This is a genomic window from Psychrilyobacter piezotolerans (assembly GCF_003391055.1).
Classification (GTDB): domain Bacteria; phylum Fusobacteriota; class Fusobacteriia; order Fusobacteriales; family Fusobacteriaceae; genus Psychrilyobacter; species Psychrilyobacter piezotolerans.
This window is the reverse complement of the sequence record NZ_QUAJ01000003.1, coordinates 161,384-182,504: the sequence shown is the minus strand read 5'-3', so window position 1 is coordinate 182,504 and position 21,121 is coordinate 161,384. Positions and strand designations below refer to the sequence as shown.

Sequence of the window (21,121 nt, the reverse complement as noted above, 5' to 3'; positions counted from 1 at the left end):
ATACCCCTAACCTTTCATTACCTAATAACTTAATTCTTATAAACTCCATAATTTCCTTTTAAACTTTAATATTCTTCTAAGCGATTTTCTTTGAGGATTGACTTTTTAAATTTTTCCATATATACTTAAATAGTTATTAAATACTTTTTAAAATACAATTAAATTTATAAAAAGGAGAAAATTTATGACTTATGCAGGGTTTTGGAAAAGGTTTGGGGCATCTTTTATCGATGGTTTTATTACATTTATACTTGGTGTAATAACAGGATTTATTGTAGGAGTTATTACTTCTACAATGTCGAGAACTGGAGCAATAGGAGCAGAGAGGATTGCAGGGGGAATTACAGGGTTTATTACAGGATGGATCTATTTTGCAGCATTTGAATCTTCCACCAAACAAGCAACTTTGGGGAAAATGGCTCTTGGAATAAAAGTTACAGATATTAATGGAAACCGTATTAGCTTTAGTAAGGCATCAGGTCGATATTTTGGGAAAATCATTTCAATCCTAACACTATACATCGGTTTTCTAATGGCGGCATTTACCTCGAAAAAACAGGGATTACATGACAAAATGGCAGGTTGCCTCGTGGTAAATAAATAATATTCTCTAACCAGTTAATAATTGACTTAATAAAACTAAGTTAAAAATTCATGTAAAAAATAGGAGATGAAAATGAAAAAAATATTATTGATATTATTGATAAGTTTTAGTTTCATTAGTTGTGGGAAACCTGAGCGTTCAATTAGTAGAGATCAATTACAGCGTAGAAATGGGGTGCATTATGAAGTCAATCAACTAACTCCATATACAGGAGAAGTTATTATAAAAATGGGGAAATTAGTACCGAAGCAAATTATATAGATGGGAAACTCAATGGAGAATCTGTGTCGTATTATAAAAATGGAAAAATCAAATTTAAAGAAAATTATGAAAATGGAATAAAAATTGGTGAATCCATTACATTTTATGAAAATGGTCAAATTGATGTAAAAGGAAATTTTAAAGATGATAAAGCAAATGGTGAATTTATTGGGTATTACAGAAGTGGAAAAATTAAATATAAAATAAATTTTAAAGATGGAATAAAACATGGATTAGCCAGTAGTTATTCTGAAGATGGGAAGATAGAAAATAATGTCTATTATAAAAATGGGAAATTAGACAATAGTATTTCTGCTTTCTACAAGGAGTTATTCTCAACGAAAGAAAATAAAAAAAGCAGTAAATCTCATTAGATTTACTGCTTTTTTATATTTTAACTCTCCTACCTCGGTTTCTCTAAAAGTCCACCTCTCCTTGACATTTAAAATTTAGTATTAAATATACTTAATTTTAATACTCGTCATCGGGAGAGGAGTTAGACGTGAGGTCTGGAGGGTCTTAGTCGTCACTCTTATCATATGGCTTTCCAGAACTAGCTGGTGCCACTGCCTTTCCTACTACTCCTGCTAAGGCTAATAGTGTAAGGATGTATGGTAACATTTGAATAAATTGAGGCGGTACCCCGGTTACATATTGCTGGATTAAGTAATGCTAATTTAAGTAATTCTGAATTAAAGAGTACTGATTTATTTTTTAAAAGACTTTTCATTCTTAATCCAATATTTATCATAAAATATATGATATAATTTATGAAACAAATTTAATAAAAAAGGTCCTCAAATTTTATACTGTAACCTGTGAACTGGACACTAGAAAAAAAGTGTCTAATTTGCAGGTTTTTGTATACTATAAAAAAATAACCCTTAAACCATATATGGTTTAAGGGTTATTTTTTATTTTTTATTAACTTTTTCAATTTTAGTTTTAGTTTCCACGTCAGAAATTGATCTATCCATTCCAGCAGTTTTATTAGCAAAAGTCATACTGAAGAGTAATAAAGCACCTATTAATACTAGCCATTTTTTTTTCATTTGAATTCCCCCTTTAAATTTATAGTTGTATTTTCTGAATAAGAAGATTAGCTTCATATTCTAAAGAATTATTTATATAAAATTTTAATATATACATAGTAAAGTCGTAACACATCATTTGTTTTGGTATCTTACAGATTATTTTTATTAATTCCTGCTGTTTTAATGGCTGATGACCATGGAGTAAAACAAGGTGTTTGATAGAGTCTAAATATTTAGTTGGGTTAAAGAAACGATGGTTAAGATCTAAAGGAAATGAAATTTCCATTTCAAATGCATTGATAGCTTTTTTTTTCTCCCCTAAATATAGATAAGATAACCCCAAATTCCAATAAGTTTGATATAAAACTTTGTTTTTTATTTTTTTGAGTATATTCTCAAGTTTATTAACAGTAACTTTTACCAGTATTTCATTTTTCATTTTTTTAGCACAAGAAATAATGTTGGTGTAACAAATTTCTAAATCATAATAATTTAATGGATCGCTTACACTTTTTTTAAAATATTCAATGGCTTTTTCATATTCTCCTAAGTTTTGATTACAAGCCCCAAGGTTATTGTAGGAATAATAGTAATTTTTTGTAATCTCTGGCATATCAATAATAACTTTAAAAAATGAGACAGCTTTACTCCATTTTTTAGTTACTAAGAGACTCACCCCGGTATTGTAGATTAAATTAGCCTTTGTTTTATATGGAGCTCTGTCGATTTCCTTCTGATATTTCAGGTATATTTCATAGACAAATTCTAATTTTTCTAATCTGATAATTTCTATTAAGATAGAGTAAAAAAAAGGAAAACAAGAGAAATGATCTAAGAGATCGTAATAGATCTTTAAAGCTTTTTCTTTTTCACCTGTCTTTTGATTATATTTGGCTATAATATATTGGTATTTACAGCTATGAACTTCTTTCTTTCGTCCAAATAACTCGATCTCTTCTTGTTTTTCTTTGGAATAGATACTTTTATTTATAAGACTTTCGTTGACCAATTGATCCAGTTCCTGCTGAGAAGTAATGTATAATTCTTCTACAGTAAGAACTCTATTTATACTTCTTTCCTGAAAAATTTTATTGAAAGAATCAACTAATAAAGGGATGTGTTTTTCTTTAAAAGAATTATGCCCTTTTTTTATTTTAGTGAGATAAGAAGAACTAAGTCCCTTACACCCCAGTTCTTTAAAAGTTATTTTATACATTTTAGCTATTTCAAATATTTTATCTTCCATATAACCTCCTGGAATATACTTGTATTATATAATTAATGTTCATTTTTTTCTACTAAAATTCAATTTATGGAAAAAACTGAATAAAAAAGTGTTTAAAATTCAGTTTTTGTTTATTTTATATGACCTTAAAAAACTGTCCAACTTATTGTAGCCTATCCATTTATGGAAAAACTGAATAAAAAAGGTGTTTAAAATTCAGTTTTTGTCTGTTTTTCTAAAAAACTTGAGGGATTAGTTGTAACTAGTATATCATACTATAGGAACTCTTAAAAGAGAACTGAAAAAGTATTCAATACGATTATCGTAAAAAACCTAAGAACAATTCTAAAAATAGTATTCTAATAATATATATAAATTAGTTCTTGAAAAATTGATATTAACGTTCCTAAAGATTAAAATAAAAAATATTTATAGGATATTTAAAATAAATAAAAAAGGAGGGTATGATAAGAAACCTATATACTTATCATGCAGAAACTATATGAATAATTTATTCGGTCTATCTATGAAAATGTTGAGTTCAATAGAATATAATGATAAATATTTTATAAAAAAAATATTTAGAATTGCATCTCCCATATCAAATAAAAATGATTTAGGCCGTGCATATACTATTAATAATGGAAAAGCAGAATATATAGATTCCATTGGTTTTGATTTAAAAGAATTGAATAAAAATATAGATTTCTATAAAACATCTCCTAAAAAAACAATTATAAATAGAAAGTATAAAAAAGAAGTGGAACAAAAATTAAAAAACAAGGAACCTATAGATGGTTTTAGTTTAGATATAAATAAAGGTTCAAGCAAAAGTTATTTTGATAAAACAATACTACAAAATAATATTGTACAATCTTTTATAAGAACATTAGAAGTTTACGATGATTATACAAAGGGACATTCTGAACTTGTGGCAATCTATTCTGTAAGAATAGGCGAGTCGTTAGGATTAGATAAAAAACAACTTGAGAATTTATATTGGGCTGCTGTGATGCATGATATTGGAAAGATAATGATTCCTGTTGATATATTAAATAAGACAGAAAAACTAACTGATTCAGAATTTGACCTTATAAAAAAACATCCACAGATAGGATATGAAATAATTTCAAAGAACAAGACATTAAAAGATATATCTAAATATATTTTATCTCATCATGAACGTTGGGATGGAAAAGGATATCCAAATGGATTAACTGGAGATGAGATCCCATTACTATCTCAAATCATATGTGTAGCAGACTGTTGGCATGCAATGACATCAAAAAGATCATATAAAAATAAATTAAGTGAAGAAGAAGCAATTGAAGATCTTCTAAAAAATAGAGGGACTCAATTCTCTCCTAAAATTATAGACATTTTTATAGAGGAAAAACTATATTCAATTGATAAATATTTTAAAGGGAATAAAATAGTATCTAGATACGCTTAAACTAGATTTCTGAATACTAATCCAACCAATGGAATTGTACCGTTCTATGAACAGATAGAAATTAGAACCAACAGCATAAGCTAATGGATATCCATAAATAAAAAAAGCAGTAAATCTAATTAGATTTACTGCTTTTTTATATTTTAACTCTCCTGCCTCGGTTTCTCTAAAAGTCCGCCTCTCCTTGACATTTAAAATTTAGTATTAAATATACTTAATTTTAATACTCGTCATCGGGAGAGGAGTTAGACGTGAGGTCTGGAGGGTCTTAGTCGTCACTCTTATCATACGGCTTTCCAGAACTAGCTGGTGCCACTGCCTTTCCTACTACTCCTGCTAAGGCTAATAGTGTAAGGATGTATGGTAACATTTGAATAAATTGAGGCGGTACCCCGGTTACATATTGTTGGATTAAAGTCTGTCCTGCATCTGCAAAACCAAAGAGTAAACTTGCTCCTAATACCCCGCCTGGTGTCCATTTACCAAATACTAAGGCTGCCAGGGCTATAAATCCTCTACCTGCCGACATTTCCTTGGTAAACTGTGATAATGCTCCGATAGACAGGTAAGCTCCTCCAAGACCAGCTAACAGTCCTGACATGATTACACCAAAATATCTTACATTTAATACATTGATACCCACTGTATCTGCTGCCAGTGGATGTTCCCCGACAGCTCTCATCCTGAGACCCCATACTGTTTTATAGATAAACCAGTGAGATGCAAAGGCAATTGCATAGATGATAAATACTATTATAGACATCCCGAAGAATGTAGCTGTTTTAGGTACTGTAGGAGTGTTTCCAGACTGGTTAAACAATACTCTTAACATAAATACTGTAAATCCAGATGCGAACAAGTTGATCGCTACCCCTGATACTACCTGGTTTCCTTTGTATTTAATACTGAGGATTGCATGAAGTAATGCCATGATTCCACCAGCCATCATACCGCCAAGAATTCCAACATATGGGTTCCCTGTATAGTATGAAACTACCGCTGCTGAGAATGCACCCATCAGCATCATTCCTTCTAATCCTATATTTACAACACCTGTTAGTTCAGAGAACATTCCACCAATTGCCGTAATTAATATAGGAGCTGCTTGTCTAATTGTAGCTAAGATTAAACTTATAAAGATAGACATTAGTTACTCACCTTCTTCTTTTTTTTATCCAATATTGCGTGGAACATATTTTCCGCAGCAATCAGTAATATTATGATAGCCTGAATGATTATTATGATCTGACTCGGGATAGATGTGTTAAACTGCATAGATCTACCACCAGTTCTAAGTGCCGCAAATAGTATAGCTGCAAAGAGTGCACCTACTGGTGAATTCTTACCAAGCAGTGCTACTGCGATACCGTCAAAACCATAACTTCCCATGATTCCCTGTCTGTAGGTATATTGTCCTACTCCTCCAAGGATTCTTTCGGCACCTGCCAATCCAGATAACGATCCTGCTATTCCCATGGCAAATAATATTCTCCATTTTACATTTATCCCTGCATTTTCAGAAGCTGTAGGATTAAGTCCCACGGCTTTGATCTCATACCCGGTGATAGTCTTTTCAAACATAAACCAGATAAGGATCACAGCTATTACTGCTATGATAAATCCTACGTTAAGTGCCACTTTTGTATCGGGCATCAGCATAGCCAGTCTGCTGGCTTCAAATACTGGAGGAGTCTGCGGACTTGGTCCCATAGGCCCACCAGCTTTCAATGGATAGTTTAATCCGTATTGTTCAAAGTTTAACGCTATATAGTTTAACATGATAGTAGATATTACTTCATGTACTCCTAATTTTGCCTTTAACCAACCTGCAATTCCTGCCCAGGCAAAACCTGCTGCTGCTGCTATGACAAGTACTACGAATACATTGTTTATACCAATGTTGTGTACAAAAGCTCCAACTGCTGCTGCTGCCAATCCACCCATTATAACCTGACCTTGAGCTCCGATATTAAATAATCCTGCTTTAAAAGCTACCAATACAGATAATCCTGTAAAGATCATAGGTGTTGCTTCTAACAGTGTTCTTGCAATGGCTCTTTCACCATCAAAAGCCCCTGTAAATAGATAGTAATATGCTTTTAATGGATTTTCTCCTAGATAAGTTATTATTCCTGCACCTAAAACCAGTGCAATAAATACAGCTAAAATAGGAACTAATAATCCTTGTAATTTTCTATTCATTATAACTTCCCTCCGGCCATTAAGATTCCGATCTTTTCTTCAGTAGCATCTTCCCTGTCGAGAATTCCTGTAACCTCTCCACCACACATAACTGCTATTCTGTCACTTAAGTTTAAAATTTCAGATAGTTCTGCTGATACTACCATCACTGCCTTTCCAGTCTTCTTTTCTTCCAAGATCAGCTTATGGATAGCTTCGATGGCTCCAATATCTACTCCCCTTGTAGGCTGAGAGGCTATGATGAAGTCATGTTTTTTCTCCAATTCTCTGGCTACAATTATCTTTTGCTGGTTCCCCCCTGATAATTTTCCAAAGGCTGTTTTTGTTCCTCTAGGTCTTATATCATGAGCTTCCATAAAGAAATCTGCTTCTTTTTCCAACTTATCTACATCGAGCAATATCTTGTTCTTTGTAAATTTTTCTCTATGTACCCCAAAGGCAAATGTATCCCTAACTGAAAATTCTGATACTGCTGCTCTTGCATGTCTGTCTTCCGGTACATGAGCTAATCCTGCTAATGTAATATGTCTGGGAGTTTTACCAGCCAGACTTTCACCATTTAAAGTGAAGTCTCCAGATTCAATCTTTCTTAATCCTGTAATAGCTTCTACAAGTTCCGACTGCCCGGATCCTTCTACACCTGCAATTCCTAATACCTCTCCTGCTCTTATGTCAAGGGATACTTTTTTTACTGCCGGTAACCCTTTATTATTTTTCACATTTAAGTCTTTGATCTCCACTATCTTATCACCGATAGTAACTTCTGGTTTTTCAGTAGTAAATAGTACCGGTCTGCCTACCATGGCATTGGCAATTTTTTGTTTTGTGGCATCTTTAGTTTCAAAGTTTGCTACATCTTTTCCCCTTCTGATTACTGTGATATTATCTGAAATATCCAATACCTCCTGAAGTTTATGGGAGATAAATATAATAGTCTTCCCCTCTTCAATAAGGTTATCCATTATCTTATATAGTTCCTTTACTTCCTGGGGAATAAGTACAGCTGTTGGCTCATCAAATATAAGCAGGTCAGCTCCCTTAAATAATATCTTTAAGATCTCTACCCTCTGCTGGATTCCAACTGAAAGATCCGATATTATAGCATCCGGGTCTATAGCCAAACCATATTTTTCAGATACTTTTCTCACATCTTCACGAGCCTTGTTTATATCCAGGTTCATTCCCTTAGTGGGCTCTACACCTAAGATCATATTTTCTGCAACTGTCAGGGTAGGTACTAACATGAAATGCTGATATACCATTCCTATTCCCAATTTAGCTGCTTCTCCAGGTCCTTTTATGTCTACAGTCTTTCCATTTAAAGATATAGTTCCCGATGTAGGAGTATATAACCCGTTTAATATCTTCATCAGTGTGGATTTACCGGCACCGTTTTCTCCTACAATAGCATGTTTTTCCCCTTTTACTATGTTTAAAGTGATATCATCATTTGCTACGACTTTTCCACCTAAAAAAGTTTTTCTCATATTTTTCATTTCTAAAATATAGTTTGTCACTCTGATCCTCCTAGAACCTTTTATATTTTTTTATCCTATTTTTTTTACTATATTTATTACCCAGTTACAAAAATTTTCCCCAGCTTTTTTCGCTACATCCACTACATCTTCATGGGAATGAGCTTTTTCTGCTATTCCTGTAGCCATATTTGTGATACAAGATATTCCCAGTACATCTATTCCCAGATAGTTTGCTATAGTTACTTCCGGTACCGTAGACATCCCTATGGCGTCTGCTCCCATACCAGTAAATGCCCTTACCTCTGCTCCAGTTTCATATGTAGGTCCTGTTGTCCCTAGATATACACCTTCTTTATAAGCTATACCCAAATTATCTGCAACTTCCTTTGCCAAATCTCTAAGGTATATTTTATAAGCTTCTGTCATATCCGGGAATCTCGGTCCAAACCTATCATCATTTTTACCAATAAGGGGGTTAGTTCCAAATGCATTGATGTGATCTGTTATTAACATCAATGTCCCCGGGTCATAAGTTTTATTACTCCCCCCGGCAGCATTACTAACTATTAATTTTTCAATCCCAAACTGCTTCATTACATACATAGGATAAGTTACTTCTTTCATCTCATATCCTTCATAGAAGTGAAATCTTCCCTTCATTGCCACGACTTCTATTCCGCCAATTTTCCCAAATACTAATTTACCGTCATGACCTGCTACAGTTGATACAGGAAAATTTGGAATATCACTATAATCTATCTCCATTTTTTCATCTATAAAATCCACCAGGTTTCCCAATCCAGAACCTAATACTATGGCTACTTTGGGTCTATATTCTGTTGTTTCTTTTAAAAAATTTGTTGTTTCAACTACCTTACTATACATGAATTTTACCTCCATTTAAATTTTTTTGATATATAGATCTTTTGTTGTTTCTTTAAATCCAACTTTCTTTAGGTACTGTCTATGGGAATCCTCCGTACCTTCTGTCATTAATTTGTGAATCCCATTCTTTTTAAAATACTCTGTGTGCTCATCGAAGAAATATTTCCCCAGTTTATAATCTCTGTATGGGGAAGTCACATAGTCCACTTTTATAAAAAAGACCCCATCTGCACTCTTTTCTCCCAGTAAAATCCCGGCTATATTGTTATTTCTCAACATATATAAACCTTTATTTTGAGCCTTTAATTCATCTTTGGATATTTGTTTTTCTATCTCCTGCATATTTACCTTTAAAAAATAATTAAAATATTCAGATTCAGTCTCAGCTTCTACCAGTTGAAACTCCTCCTTGGTGTTATAAATGTTATATAAAAAATATAAATTTATAAACGCTATCCCAATATTCATTAATGCTGTAGGCAGGGAATGGATTAAAAATCCAAACGTCGCAAACAATATACACCCCACAAAGTTAATCCATCTAAGTTTAATGATTGAACTCATAGTTAAAGATACAAGAACTACCAATGAAGCTAAGTAACCAAACCAGTCAATCCAGTTAATTTCCACCTAATAACCTCCTATAAACAGTTTTTATATTATACTAAAATTTAAAGAGCAAGTCAAAGCTATTCCACCTATTCACGCAAGATTTGATGTCATAAGTGCACACTAATGAAATTTCAGCTCTTATTCTAAACAAATAATACTGTTTAAAAACAAAAATAAAAAGGACATGAGTCCTTTTTATAATTCGATTTTTAAAATTACGAATGTCATATCATCTATTTGTTCTTTTTCTTCCACAAAATCATTGAGGGAAGTCAGTAGTTCAGCCTTTATTCCTTCGGCACTGAGATCATAATTCTTTTCGATAACTTCTTTCAGTCTTTCGGTTCCATAGAGTTCTTTCTTTGGATTTTCAGCCTCTGTCAGTCCATCGGTATAATATAAAAGAACATCTCCCTTCTCTAACTTTATCTTCCCCATCTTATATTCATAAAATTCCAAAAATCCTATTGCTACCCCTTTGACATTTTCCTCTAAAACCTCTCCCGTTCCGGCTCTATACAAGATAAGGGGGTTGTGCCCTGCATTGGAGTAATAAAGTGTCTTAGTTAAGAAATCATACTGGCTGTGAAAGATAGTTACAAACATATCTTCACTTATATCCGGATAGATAATATCGTTTAAATCTGTTAAAACTTCAAGCGGGTACGAATCTTTATATTCCAATGTTTTCAGCACAGACCTTATTAAGGCCATCAAAAATGCAGCAGGAACTCCTTTCCCGCTTACATCTCCTATAGTTATCCAGAGTTTATTCTCCCCTGAAAGGGAATAATCGTAATAATCTCCCCCCACTTCCTTGGCCGGATTAAAATACTGGGCTATCTCCACACCATTTATATCCCCCAATGACTGGGGTAATAATTTTTTCTGAATATTTGAGGCAACTTCCAATTCATTGTCCAGACGTTCCTTTATTATCAGTTCTGAATATATTAACGCATTATTTATAGCGATAGCTACCTGGATAGCCAGAGCTGAAATTGTAGCTTCATCACTATAGCTTAATTTATCTTTATCTTCAACTATATAGATTACTCCCAGTTCCTTACCCTTTACCACCAGATCGGAAATAACTATACTTTCATCCTCTGTAGCTTCTATAGATTTAGATATCTGGGCATATACGTTTTTATAATCACGTCTATTATATTTAGCTAACTCTTCCAATGAAAAATTTACATTCCCTGTATTTATAAACTTACCTTTAGTCTGTTTCAGCTCTAACTCCCCGTTTTTCCACAGGTATATAGCTATTTTTTTTACCCCTGTCAGAACAAAGTAGGCATCCAGGATAACTCCTATTATCTTATCTAATTCCAGGGTTGACAGGACAGTTCTTGCCACTGCATTTATATTGGACAAATTAGCTACTTTTTTTTCCAGTTCCTCATTGGAATATTCCAGCTGGGCTGATTTTTTTAAGAGGGAATCATAGGTAGCGTTCAGTTCTTCCTTAAATTCCTTCAGCTCCTTAACCGAGTTATTTAATTGTGCCTCTTGAAACCTTATGGTTTTTACCGTTTCTTCATAGGATTCCTTGAGCTCATCCATTATTTCCGAATAATCTTCCCTCTTACCTATTTTTTCTATGAGGGTGTGCATCTCATCTATACTTTTTCTTTCAAGTTTTTTCAGCAGGATCAGTGATAACACTCCCGCTATAAAAACAATTAAAACATATTCCATTATTTTTCCTGCCTCTCTTTATAAGATTTTGGGTTTAAAAAATCATCTATCAAAATTTCTTCATCTACAGTCAATAAGTCTTTTAAGGATACCTCTTTCACCTTTATCTCCAGATTATAACCGTTATAATAGCTAATCCTGTATTTTCCCCCGTAAAAAAAGATATACTTTCCAGCTGAAACTGTATAACCATTGTATAATCTATTTTCCACTACTACAATTTTCGAATCAAAATTTAACTGGTTCCCCATTATTTTTTTTACATCTCTATCCTCTACATCACTCAGGTAGATATATCCCTGTTCCTTGAAAACTTTAGGAGTTAAATCTGTACTCCTGTCTATATAGACATCTTTTTCCTGCCAATATTCATTTTCATCATGGGAATAGGGATCCTTTATCTTTAGAATTAAATTTAATTCTACCTGCTCTGCTACTTTAAATAGTTTTTTCCTCTTATCTTCCATCTGTAAAATAAGTTTTTCCTTATCTAACTCTGTATAAGTTGCCTCACTGTTAAATTTCTCATCACTGTTCATTATTTTTTTCCAAAAATAAACCTGTTTATTCAGGTAATATTGAGTTCTTCCGATTTTTTCATCCAATTTTACTGCCACTTTTTCATCTATACTGTCTCTGTCTACCTGTGACAGTTCCGATGCAGATTTTGAAAATGCTGCCTCTTCCGGGAGGATATAGCTGTTTTTCAGATGGATAATATCATCTTTAAATTTTTGAGAATACATCATATTTATCGTTGAATCATAAACCAGTAATTTCCTCATGAGAATATCAAAATCATCATAAAATTTTATTTTTTCTTCATAGTTCTGGGGATAATTAATACTATAGAGAGTCAGCTCATAATCTCCTTTTTTTATCTCCTTTTCAAATGGTGCCCTATGATATCTTTCCTTTACCTTGGATACTCCTGTACAGGAAGCAGTGCTTAAGGCCAGTACTAAAAGCAATATATATTTATACACTATTTTTCTCCTTTCTTAATTTTTTATAATTTTTTAGCTATAAAGCCTTTTAGGCGTTCAGTAAGTTTAATTTTTTTTCCAATTGTCCATCGTTATCAGCCTCTACCTGTTTTTTTATCTTCTCGGCTAATTCATCTATATCAAAGGGTTTCTCTATAAATCCCTGGATCTCTACTCCCAGGTTTTCAACGACCCCCTCCAGGTGACTAAATGCAGTCAAAATAAACACCGGAGTATCTGCTAACTCCCTTAACTTTCTCATGGCATCCAGCCCATTCATCTGCGGCATCTGGATATCCATTATAATCAGGTCAAATTGCATCTCTTCCAACATCTGTAAGCCCACTATGGCTGTCTCTGCTTCAAAGACCTCCATATCTATGTCTTCAATTATCTCTCTCAGTAACAATCTAATACTCAATTCATCATCTATAACCAATACCTTTTTCATCTCTCTCCCCCTTATTGCCTTTAGCAAACTTATAACTTATTAATTAAAAACTTAAAAAGGTAAATTCAAAACACTTTTTCATCGCAGATTTCTCAGATTAACTCTGATTTTTTAGTTTTTAAATCCATGAAAATTTGTGTAATCTGTAACAAAAGATTTTTTCACCTTTTTTTAGTTATTGTTTTTAATCTTTTTCAGCTGCCTTGCTATTCTCTCTGGTACTACTTCTAATAATTCTTCCAAAGTTGCTTCCTTTATCCTTTTTACCGATTTAAATCTTTTTAGGAGATCCTTTTTTCTTTTTGGACCTATCCCCTGTATTTCATCTAACTCACTAGATATTACCCTTTTTTTACGTAAATTTCTATGGTAGGTTATTCCAAATCTATGAGCCTCATCCCTTAACCTCTGTAATATCTTCAGAGATTCTGAATTTTTAGGAAAGATATAGGAGCCTGTTTCCCCGGCTTTAAACACTTCTTCTTCCCTTTTGGCTATACTGATTATATCCACCAGATGATCCTTTCTCAGCCTGAAAAAAACTCCCTCCACTGCATTCAGCTGCCCTAATCCTCCATCTATCAGGATCAGATCGGGCAGATCTGTCTGGGCTAATTTAGAATACCTTCTTTCTACCACTTCTCTCATCATATGGTAGTCATCAGGAGTGTCCTTGGTTTTTATTTTAAACTTTCTATAATACTTCTTAGCCAGTCTTCCTTCCACAGCCACACTCATTGCTCCTACAGCATCCTTTCCGGAAATATTAGATATATCAAAACATTCTATTTTCCGGGGAAATCTATTTAAATTTAAAGTTTCATAGAGAACTTTCATCCCCTCTTCCAACACATTTTTTTGGTTATGATATTTTTTGATCTCTTCCTCCAGGTTAAGATATGCCATCTCTAAGAGTTTTTTCCGCCTGCTCTTCAATATAGGAAAATATAGTTTTAAATTTATATCCAGGAAACTTTTCCCCCATCCCTCTAAAATTTCTTTTTTCCCTATGAACAAACTGTCTAAGATTATATTTTTAGGCATTTTTTCATTGGAATAATATCTCAAAAAACTCTCGACCAAAATATCATCTTCTATGAGTATATCTACCTTTAAGTTATTTACCCCTATGATCTTCCCATCCCGGATTTTTAATATAGTCAAAAATAATATATCTCCATCCTGTCTGCATACAAAGACATCCTCATCTATATCTTTCAAAACTTCCGTTACCTGTGTTTTCAATGAATTTTCAATGGCTGTAATCTGTTCCCTGTACTGTATGGCTTTTTCAAACTCCATAGAGGTGCTGAGTCTATTCATCTCCTCTTTCAGCTGTTTTAACAGTTTGTCTCCCCTGCCCTTCAAAAAGTATTTTGCATTTTCAACACTTTCTTTATATGTTACCTCTATATCTTTATAAGCACAAGGCCCCATACACCGGTTCATATAATACTTTAAACAGGGTTTAGGATAAGTTTTTTTCATATCCCTCTTACAATCCCTTATTTTAAATATCTTTACAAGGGTCTTTAATAAAAAACCACTCCCATTTGGATAGGGTCCGAAATAATCTCCAGTTTTAACATCTATATCCCTGCTCCTCCTGATAATGGAAATCTTAGGAAATCTTTCTATGGATATCTTGATATAAGGATAGGTCTTTTGATCTTTTAGGAGGATATTATATTTCGGCAGATATTTTTTTATTAAATTATTTTCTAAAATAAGTGCATCTAATTCACTCTTGCACACTATAAATTCAAGGTCTTCTATATGATCTACCAGTTCCATTGTTTTTTTATCTGTATGAATCTTCTTAAAGTATGAGGAAACTCTTTTTTTTAAATTTTTAGCTTTTCCTATATAGATTACTTCTTTTTTCCCTCTCATTAAATAAACTCCAGGAAGATCTGGAATCTCATATTTATCTATTAAAGGTTCCATTTCTCCTGCTCCCTATGATTTAATAATACCTTAATATTTTCCTTTTGACTAAAATATTCATAAAGTTTCCTGGCTATAGTCACCGATCTGTGTTTTCCCCCGCTGCATCCTATTCCTACAGTTAAATGGGTCTTCCCTTCTTTTATAAAGTGGGGCAGCAAAAACTCCAGCATCTCCTCTATCTTCTTCAGGTATTCTTTACTTCCACTTCCATTCATTACATATTCCTGAACCACACTATCATTTCCATTTTTAGGCCGCAGTTCATCTACATAATACGGATTCCGCAGTGATCTTGTATCAAACATCATATCCAAATCTATAGGTGCTCCATATTTAAATCCAAATGTAGTTATGGTTAATACCAGATCCCTTATCTTTTCATCTTCCAATCTTACCTTTAAATTTTCAATCATTTTTTTCGGGGTAAAATCACTGGTGTCTATTATTATATCCGCTAATTCCCTTATTTCGGACAACATCCTTCTCTCTAAAGAGATATTTTCAATCATAGAATTGGATTTTTCCAAGGGGTGGTATCTTCTGGTCAGGTTATACCTGTTTAAAATCACTTCATCCTTGGCATCCAAGTAAAGGATCCTGTAAGAAACCCCCTTCCCTTTCAGGCTCTCTAATAGTTCTAAAAATTCATCTGTACTTTCAAAGGACCTTATATCCATCCCTATGGCGATTTTTTTTATCCTTTCTTTATATACAGACAGCTTAAATCCATCTATAAAAAAACACGGCATATTATCTATGGTCATATACCCCCGGTCTTCAAAATAATTAAGTGCTGTTGACTTTCCGGCACCACTCATCCCCGTTATAATTAATATTTCCACTATTTCACCTCAAATAATTTTATACCTATATACTATCAAAATAAGGCTCAATTTAATAGATAAAAAAAAAAGACCTCATAGAAGTCTTTAAACAAGCCCTGACCTACAGCCCTCTGTATAGTTTTGGTCGCCTGGTTCAAAAAGTGGTAGTCAGATATATACAATATACAGTATCCGTAGGGGCTCGTTATACCCTCGTGATTTTTCTGATCTATCATACACAGCGCCAACCCCGGCGACGACATTAGGCCCAAAACATCAAGATGGTCGCTAATAGGTAAGGTCTCTTGTTAATTAAATAATACTACAAGATATAGGTGATGTCAACAGTTTTCTTAGAGGTTTGTCAGGGGTTAAGTCTTTTTTATATACCTAATAGGATTTTTTAATTTTCCCAGTAAATTATATTTATATAAGCAAAATAAAAACAGTTTAAAATTGATGTTTCATGCTTACTAAGCACATAATAATATTAAGATGTAATTCTTATTTATTGATTAAAGTATAAAAGGTCTCTAAATATCACTAGATTAGTATCATTAGCATTATTGCGGTTAAAAAAAGTTAGACAAGATAGAAAAAAAGGGGGGGATTTCTATGAAATTAATATATACTAAAAATAATATTTTAAGGGGAATATTGATCTACTCTGCCGGGGATACCATAGCAACTCTCATAAGAGGGGAATTTCATCCCCTGAGGATATTGGGGATGATGCTGCTTGGAGGAACCATCTACGCCTTTGAAATCCCAAATTATTTTATCTGGATCGACCAGAAAGTTACCCATTTCAAACATAAAAAAACCATAAAAACTGTCTTAGCTCTCTGTTATTTCAACCCCATTTGGATAGCCAGACATATTTTTTTCATCCGTCTTTTTTCCCATGAAAAAATTGGATGGTTTATTTTAAATATTGGGTTAAAAAGTTATATAGGAGCTCTGCCCATAAGTATTGCAGGTAATTTTATCATACAAAACCTTATTCCCATAAGATTCAGATTTTTTTCCAGTGCTGTTTTTTCCAGCCTGCTGGCTATCTACTATGCTCTCAGTGCTATATATTTTTCCTAAATCTTTTTTACTGCAATTTCACTAAACTAATAAAGACCTATTTTTCATATTCATTGCACCATTCTTAGTATTAAAAAAGCTGGAAAATCATTTTGATTTTCCAGCTTTTTTGTTTCTTCGAAGTTTATCTCTCGAGTTAATATAACTCAGGAAACATTATTCTTTCTACACCCTCTATGATAATGTGTAGGATCATCATATGGATCTCCTGTATCCTATCTGAAGTTTCCCCCGGAATGATAAATTCATAGTCACACATTCCCTTTAACTTTCCTCCGTCTTTTCCAAGGAGCACACAGGTAGTCATCCCCATTTTTTTGGCTTCTTCCACCGCTCTTATTACATTGGCAGAGTTTCCACTGGTAGATAATCCGATAAAGAAATCTCCCTTCATGCCATAAGCTTCTACACCCCTTGAAAATATCTCATCGAAACCAAAATCATTTCCCACACAGGTAATGTGAGATGAATCTGAAAGTGAGATGGCAGGCAGTGCTCTCCTGTTTCCCCTGAATCTTCCTGTAAATTCCTCTGCAAAATGAAGGGCATCACAGTTACTCCCACCATTTCCACAGATAAGCACCTTCTTTTTATTTTCAAAGGCTTCTGTCAGTTTTTCAGCTACCTTCTCTGTCAGTTTTTCTTCTTTTTCCTTCTCTATAAAATCTTTCAATAGATTTAATTCTATCTCATATGATTCAATTAAATTCATTCTTTTCTCCTTTTCTTATATAATTTTAAAATTTTTCGTGAAATTTATAAATTTAATTATTTCCAGTAAGCTTCTTTTATCCTTTGTGATAGCTATTTGATATCCATCTGATACTTCACTTACCTTTTCGATAACCTTAAATTCCCCTGATTTAACCTCATCATAAACCGTATAAAAAGGCAGTACTACATTTCCTACTCCTTCTCTGACGAAAGACTTGATCACACTTAAACTTCCACTAATTGGAATTTTAGTTTTAAATTCTATTTCATGGTTATTTTCTATGGCTGTTACCGCCTCATTATGTTTTAATATTTGTTTACGTACAATAAGGGGAGTGTCAGCAACTTCCTTGATATCCCTATAATCCCTTGCACTGACCAAACACAGCGGGAACTTCCCTACATCTATAATTTCTAAATTTACATCTGTTATATGAGTTTCATCGATGATAGCTACATCTATATCTCCGTCTCTTAATTTTTCCAAAATTTCCTTTTTTGAGGCTATCACAACATCATATTCTATTTCCTGATATATCTTAGAAAATTCCTTCATCAATTTTGGCAGCAATGGTTCTCCTATAACAGTGGTAGCACCAATACTTATCCTGGCTCTGTCTACTTCTACTATTCTTGCCATTTCTTTCTCTACCCTTTTAACTTTCTGGAAGATATCCTCACTCATCTTATACAAAACTTCTCCCGAATAAGTTAATTTTATCTTTTTTGAACTTCTGTCAAACAACTTAGTTCCCAGCAATTCTTCAAACTTTTTTACCTGTATAGAAACTGCCGATTGATTTATGTATAAATTATGTGCCGCTTTTGTAAAACTACACTCTTTGGCAACTTCATAAAATATTCTTAAATAATGTAAATCCAATTTTCCCCACCTCAATAATTTAATTATATTTCAGTATACTACACATCTATATTCTTATTCAATAATTAATTTCAATAATACAGGGCTCTTTATTAAGTTTTCCTAAAGATGTTTTTTTCTTTTAAGTTTCCATGCATTTTTTTCAATAAAATGATATAATTTATTTAATACCAATCATTTAGGAGGAGAGTTCATGAAAAACTCAATATTTTTCTTTTTTTTCTTAATCCTGATAAATATTACTGCCTTTTCCAACGGGACAATTCCCTCTAAAGGTATTAAAATCATTGAGATCAAGGGACAGTATATCGATCTTACCATTTCACCCTATGGTGGAGAAAATATAGTATTAAATCAGCTTTCGGACAAAAAAAACCCCATAATAAAAAACAATATAACTAAAGATAGTTTACAATATAATTTAAACAACGATAAAAAAAACAGTTTTTTTAAAACCAAGGTTAAATTCGACCTTTTGATCCCCCAGAATACTAATTTTAAATACCTTATAAAAACTACAAACAGTTCTATCTCTGTACATGGAATAAATGGAAAACTTTCCATAGATAACTCCAGGGGGGAGGTTGCTATAGATAACCTGGTAGGAGATCTGGACCTTCTGAATTCAAATAAAGATATTACATTATCCAACATTGTAGGAGATATTTCTGTAAAAAGCTGGTTCAGCCGGGTAACTACTAAAAATACCCTGGGCACCCTCAATATCCGAACTACCAATAAAAAAATTAAGATAAAAAATGCTGAAAAAATAGGAGAGATTTCCACGTCTAATGCCCCTATTTCAGCTGAATTCCGGAGTATTACCTCGGATTCAAAAATAGTTACATCAAATCAGAGTCTCACTATAAAGATACCTAAAAAACATAATTTTAATTTTTCTATTTTCGGTGACCTGATCCATGTAAAAAATGAATTTGCAAAATTAAAGACCAATAAATTTTTAATCCTGGGAACATCCAACGGGACTATAAACATTGAAAAGGAGTAGAAAATGGAATTTATCCGTCTTCCGCTTCTTTTTTTTACCCTTTCGCTTTAACTCTCACTGCCAGAGTTTCATATGGTCTCAGCCTGCCATTTTTTTCTGTTTCATTATAATTTGAGATAATTATTTCCCCGTCTTTCACCCCTGTCATCTCCGGGATCACTATACCTTTATCTGTCATATTGGAAAAAACATAGAGTTTTCCCCCCCTATATTCCCTGACATATGAAAAATGCTCCTTAGATTTTTTATCTATCAGATCAAAGGTCCCATTTTTAATAAGATCCATTTTTTTCCTTATTTTTATCAGCTCCTTATAAGTATAAAATATAGAGTTTTTATCCCTGAGTGCACCTCTGACATTTACTGTTTTATAATTTTCATTGACTACAATCCAGGGCTTTCCTCCTGTAAATCCGGCATTTTTGCTGTCATTCCACTGGACAGGTGTTCTTGCATTATCCCTGGAAATATTACCTATTTTTTTGAGTACCTCTGCCTCATCTTCTTTTTCTGCTGCCATCTCAAAATAATTTATAGCTTCCACATCCTGCATCTCTTCCCTGGTCCAGGATCTGTTGGTCATTCCTATCTCTTCCCCCTGATAGATATAGGGGGTTCCCTCCATCAAATAAAGGAGGATTGCCAGCCCCTTTCCTGAAATCTCCCTGAATTTCTCCCTGTCATCCCCAAATCTGGATATTGCCCTGGGCAGATCATGGTTGTTATAAAAAAGTGAGTTCCATCCCTTTCCATGCAGTCCTTTCTGCCACTTTTCAAAAATCTCTTTTAACTTCAGCAGATCGATAGATGATTTCCACTTATCTATTCCAAACATGGTGTGTTCAAATGTAAAGATCATTGAAAATTCACTGTTATCCGGATTGGAGTATTTTTCAGCATGCTCTAAATCAGCCGACCAGGTTTCCCCCACAGTAAAACTATCATCATAATTTCTGTAGGTAGCATCTGCCATCTCCTCTATATATTCATGGAGTTTCGGCCCATTGGACATCTCACACCTTTCCCAGACCTTGCTGATCATGTCTATTACATCAAATCTAAACCCTTTCACTCCTTTCTCCAGCCAAAAATTCATCATCCTGTAGGTTTCTTCCCTTACTTCTTTGTTATCCCAGTCCAGATCAGCCTGGGTTTTATCAAAGTTATGCAGATAGTACAGGTCTAAATTCTCAATATACTCCCAGGCATCTCCTCCAAATATTGAAGTTACGGGATGATCCTTTACAAACTCCTTTCCCCTGAAGACATAATAATCCTGATGTTTTTTACTCCCTTCAAGGGCTTTTTTAAACCAAGTATGCTCTGTAGATGTATGATTAGCCACTATATCCATAAGGATTCCCAGCCCTCTTTTCTCTGCCTCGGATAAAAGCTCCTCAAAATCTTCCATAGTCCCAAAGTCCGGATCAATCTGGTAATAATCGGCAATATCATACCCATTATCGTTTTTAGGAGAGCTGTATACAGGGGTCAGCCATAGAAGATCTACGCCTAATTCTTTTAAATAGTCCAATTTACTTATTATCCCCCTGATATCCCCCATCCCATTTCCGGTGGTATCCATAAAACTCATGGGATATATCTGGTATACTACTTTATCTTTAAAATTTTCATTCATATTTTTTATTTCCTCCCTATGTTTTATCCTTGGTGCTATTATACCTTATAGACTAAAAAAACTTGTAAAAAAAACACTTTTTTTAATGTTTACAAGTTTTAGTTGTAGATTA

21 protein-coding genes are annotated in these 21,121 nt (G+C 33.4%); 6 read left to right on the top strand and 15 right to left on the bottom strand.

Annotated elements, in window-relative coordinates; translation table 11 throughout:
• The first annotated feature begins 184 nt into the window (after window positions 1-184).
• From DYH56_RS03110 to DYH56_RS03100, 3 genes are all read left to right on the top strand, one after another.
• Entirely contained in the window at window positions 185-604 is a 420-nt protein-coding gene (locus DYH56_RS03110) for an RDD family protein (RefSeq protein ID WP_114641392.1), read from the top strand.
• 72 nt (window positions 605-676) lie between these two features.
• Window positions 677-865: a hypothetical protein gene (locus DYH56_RS15820; RefSeq protein WP_158539030.1), complete on the top strand. Its 189-nt coding sequence runs from the start codon at window positions 677-679 to the stop codon at window positions 863-865.
• Complete coding sequence (locus DYH56_RS03100) at window positions 808-1,239, top strand: toxin-antitoxin system YwqK family antitoxin (RefSeq protein WP_310739927.1); 432 nt, start codon at window positions 808-810, stop codon at window positions 1,237-1,239. The genes DYH56_RS15820 and DYH56_RS03100 overlap by 58 nt, the downstream gene beginning before the upstream one ends.
• A gap of 540 nt (window positions 1,240-1,779) precedes the next feature.
• On the opposite strand, the gene DYH56_RS15815 is transcribed toward DYH56_RS03100, so the two are convergent.
• Both DYH56_RS15815 and DYH56_RS03090 read right to left on the bottom strand, forming a co-directional pair.
• Complete coding sequence (locus DYH56_RS15815) at window positions 1,780-1,917, bottom strand: hypothetical protein (RefSeq protein ID WP_158539029.1); 138 nt, start codon at window positions 1,915-1,917, stop codon at window positions 1,780-1,782.
• A gap of 19 nt (window positions 1,918-1,936) precedes the next feature.
• Window positions 1,937-3,145: a tetratricopeptide repeat protein gene (locus DYH56_RS03090; RefSeq protein WP_114641390.1), complete on the bottom strand. Its 1,209-nt coding sequence runs from the start codon at window positions 3,143-3,145 to the stop codon at window positions 1,937-1,939.
• A 505-nt stretch (window positions 3,146-3,650) separates the two neighbouring features.
• Here DYH56_RS03090 and DYH56_RS03085 point away from each other — a divergent pair.
• The gene (locus DYH56_RS03085; RefSeq protein ID WP_158539028.1) at window positions 3,651-4,577 is read left to right on the top strand and encodes an HD-GYP domain-containing protein; all 927 of its coding nucleotides are present in this window, start codon (window positions 3,651-3,653) and stop codon (window positions 4,575-4,577) included.
• Window positions 4,578-4,845: 268 nt separating this feature from the next.
• Here DYH56_RS03085 and DYH56_RS03080 read toward each other — a convergent pair whose 3' ends face one another.
• The 10 genes from DYH56_RS03080 to rapZ form a co-directional block, all read right to left on the bottom strand.
• Complete coding sequence (locus DYH56_RS03080; RefSeq protein ID WP_114641388.1) at window positions 4,846-5,724, bottom strand: ABC transporter permease; 879 nt, start codon at window positions 5,722-5,724, stop codon at window positions 4,846-4,848.
• Window positions 5,724-6,779 (bottom strand): ABC transporter permease, encoded by a 1,056-nt coding sequence (locus DYH56_RS03075; protein ID WP_199532956.1) that lies wholly within the window; start codon window positions 6,777-6,779, stop codon window positions 5,724-5,726. The genes DYH56_RS03080 and DYH56_RS03075 overlap by 1 nt, the downstream gene beginning before the upstream one ends.
• Window positions 6,779-8,296 (bottom strand): ABC transporter ATP-binding protein, encoded by a 1,518-nt coding sequence (locus tag DYH56_RS03070; protein ID WP_114641386.1) that lies wholly within the window; start codon window positions 8,294-8,296, stop codon window positions 6,779-6,781. Before DYH56_RS03070 ends, DYH56_RS03075 begins: the two co-directional genes overlap by 1 nt.
• A 30-nt stretch (window positions 8,297-8,326) precedes the next feature.
• Window positions 8,327-9,142, bottom strand: a complete 816-nt coding sequence (locus tag DYH56_RS03065) for a purine-nucleoside phosphorylase (protein WP_114641385.1) — start codon at window positions 9,140-9,142, stop codon at window positions 8,327-8,329.
• Between the two features lie 15 nt (window positions 9,143-9,157).
• On the bottom strand, window positions 9,158-9,772 hold the full coding sequence (locus DYH56_RS03060) for a hypothetical protein (protein ID WP_114641384.1): 615 nt from the start codon (window positions 9,770-9,772) through the stop codon (window positions 9,158-9,160).
• A 177-nt stretch (window positions 9,773-9,949) separates the two neighbouring features.
• Window positions 9,950-11,461 (bottom strand): SpoIIE family protein phosphatase, encoded by a 1,512-nt coding sequence (locus DYH56_RS03055; protein ID WP_114641383.1) that lies wholly within the window; start codon window positions 11,459-11,461, stop codon window positions 9,950-9,952.
• On the bottom strand, window positions 11,461-12,447 hold the full coding sequence (locus DYH56_RS03050) for a hypothetical protein (protein WP_114641382.1): 987 nt from the start codon (window positions 12,445-12,447) through the stop codon (window positions 11,461-11,463). The genes DYH56_RS03055 and DYH56_RS03050 overlap by 1 nt, the downstream gene beginning before the upstream one ends.
• 49 nt (window positions 12,448-12,496) lie before the next feature.
• On the bottom strand, window positions 12,497-12,898 hold the full coding sequence (locus tag DYH56_RS03045; RefSeq protein WP_114641381.1) for a response regulator: 402 nt from the start codon (window positions 12,896-12,898) through the stop codon (window positions 12,497-12,499).
• Between the two features lie 171 nt (window positions 12,899-13,069).
• Entirely contained in the window at window positions 13,070-14,845 is a 1,776-nt protein-coding gene (uvrC, locus tag DYH56_RS03040) for an excinuclease ABC subunit UvrC (protein ID WP_114641380.1), read from the bottom strand.
• A complete protein-coding gene (gene rapZ / locus DYH56_RS03035; RefSeq protein ID WP_233499987.1) occupies window positions 14,833-15,690 on the bottom strand; it encodes an RNase adapter RapZ in 858 nt (285 codons plus the stop codon). Before rapZ ends, uvrC begins: the two co-directional genes overlap by 13 nt.
• 597 nt (window positions 15,691-16,287) lie before the next feature.
• Here rapZ and DYH56_RS03030 point away from each other — a divergent pair.
• Window positions 16,288-16,764, top strand: a complete 477-nt coding sequence (locus DYH56_RS03030) for a hypothetical protein (RefSeq protein WP_114641379.1) — start codon at window positions 16,288-16,290, stop codon at window positions 16,762-16,764.
• Between the two features lie 136 nt (window positions 16,765-16,900).
• Here DYH56_RS03030 and gmhA read toward each other — a convergent pair whose 3' ends face one another.
• Both gmhA and DYH56_RS03020 read right to left on the bottom strand, forming a co-directional pair.
• Window positions 16,901-17,476 carry a D-sedoheptulose 7-phosphate isomerase gene (gene gmhA, locus DYH56_RS03025; RefSeq protein ID WP_114641378.1) on the bottom strand — a complete coding sequence of 192 codons (576 nt, stop codon included), beginning with the start codon at window positions 17,474-17,476 and terminating at the stop codon, window positions 16,901-16,903.
• 15 nt (window positions 17,477-17,491) lie between these two features.
• Window positions 17,492-18,361, bottom strand: coding sequence for a LysR family transcriptional regulator (locus tag DYH56_RS03020; RefSeq protein WP_114641377.1), 870 nt, complete (start codon window positions 18,359-18,361; stop codon window positions 17,492-17,494).
• Window positions 18,362-18,554: 193 nt separating this feature from the next.
• Between DYH56_RS03020 and DYH56_RS03015 the strand changes: the two genes are divergently transcribed.
• The gene (locus DYH56_RS03015; protein ID WP_114641376.1) at window positions 18,555-19,370 is read left to right on the top strand and encodes a DUF4097 family beta strand repeat-containing protein; all 816 of its coding nucleotides are present in this window, start codon (window positions 18,555-18,557) and stop codon (window positions 19,368-19,370) included.
• A gap of 34 nt (window positions 19,371-19,404) precedes the next feature.
• Here the strand turns inward: DYH56_RS03015 and DYH56_RS03010 are convergent, their stop codons facing one another.
• Complete coding sequence (locus tag DYH56_RS03010; protein WP_114641375.1) at window positions 19,405-21,009, bottom strand: alpha,alpha-phosphotrehalase; 1,605 nt, start codon at window positions 21,007-21,009, stop codon at window positions 19,405-19,407.
• Between the last annotated feature and the right edge of the window lie 112 nt (window positions 21,010-21,121).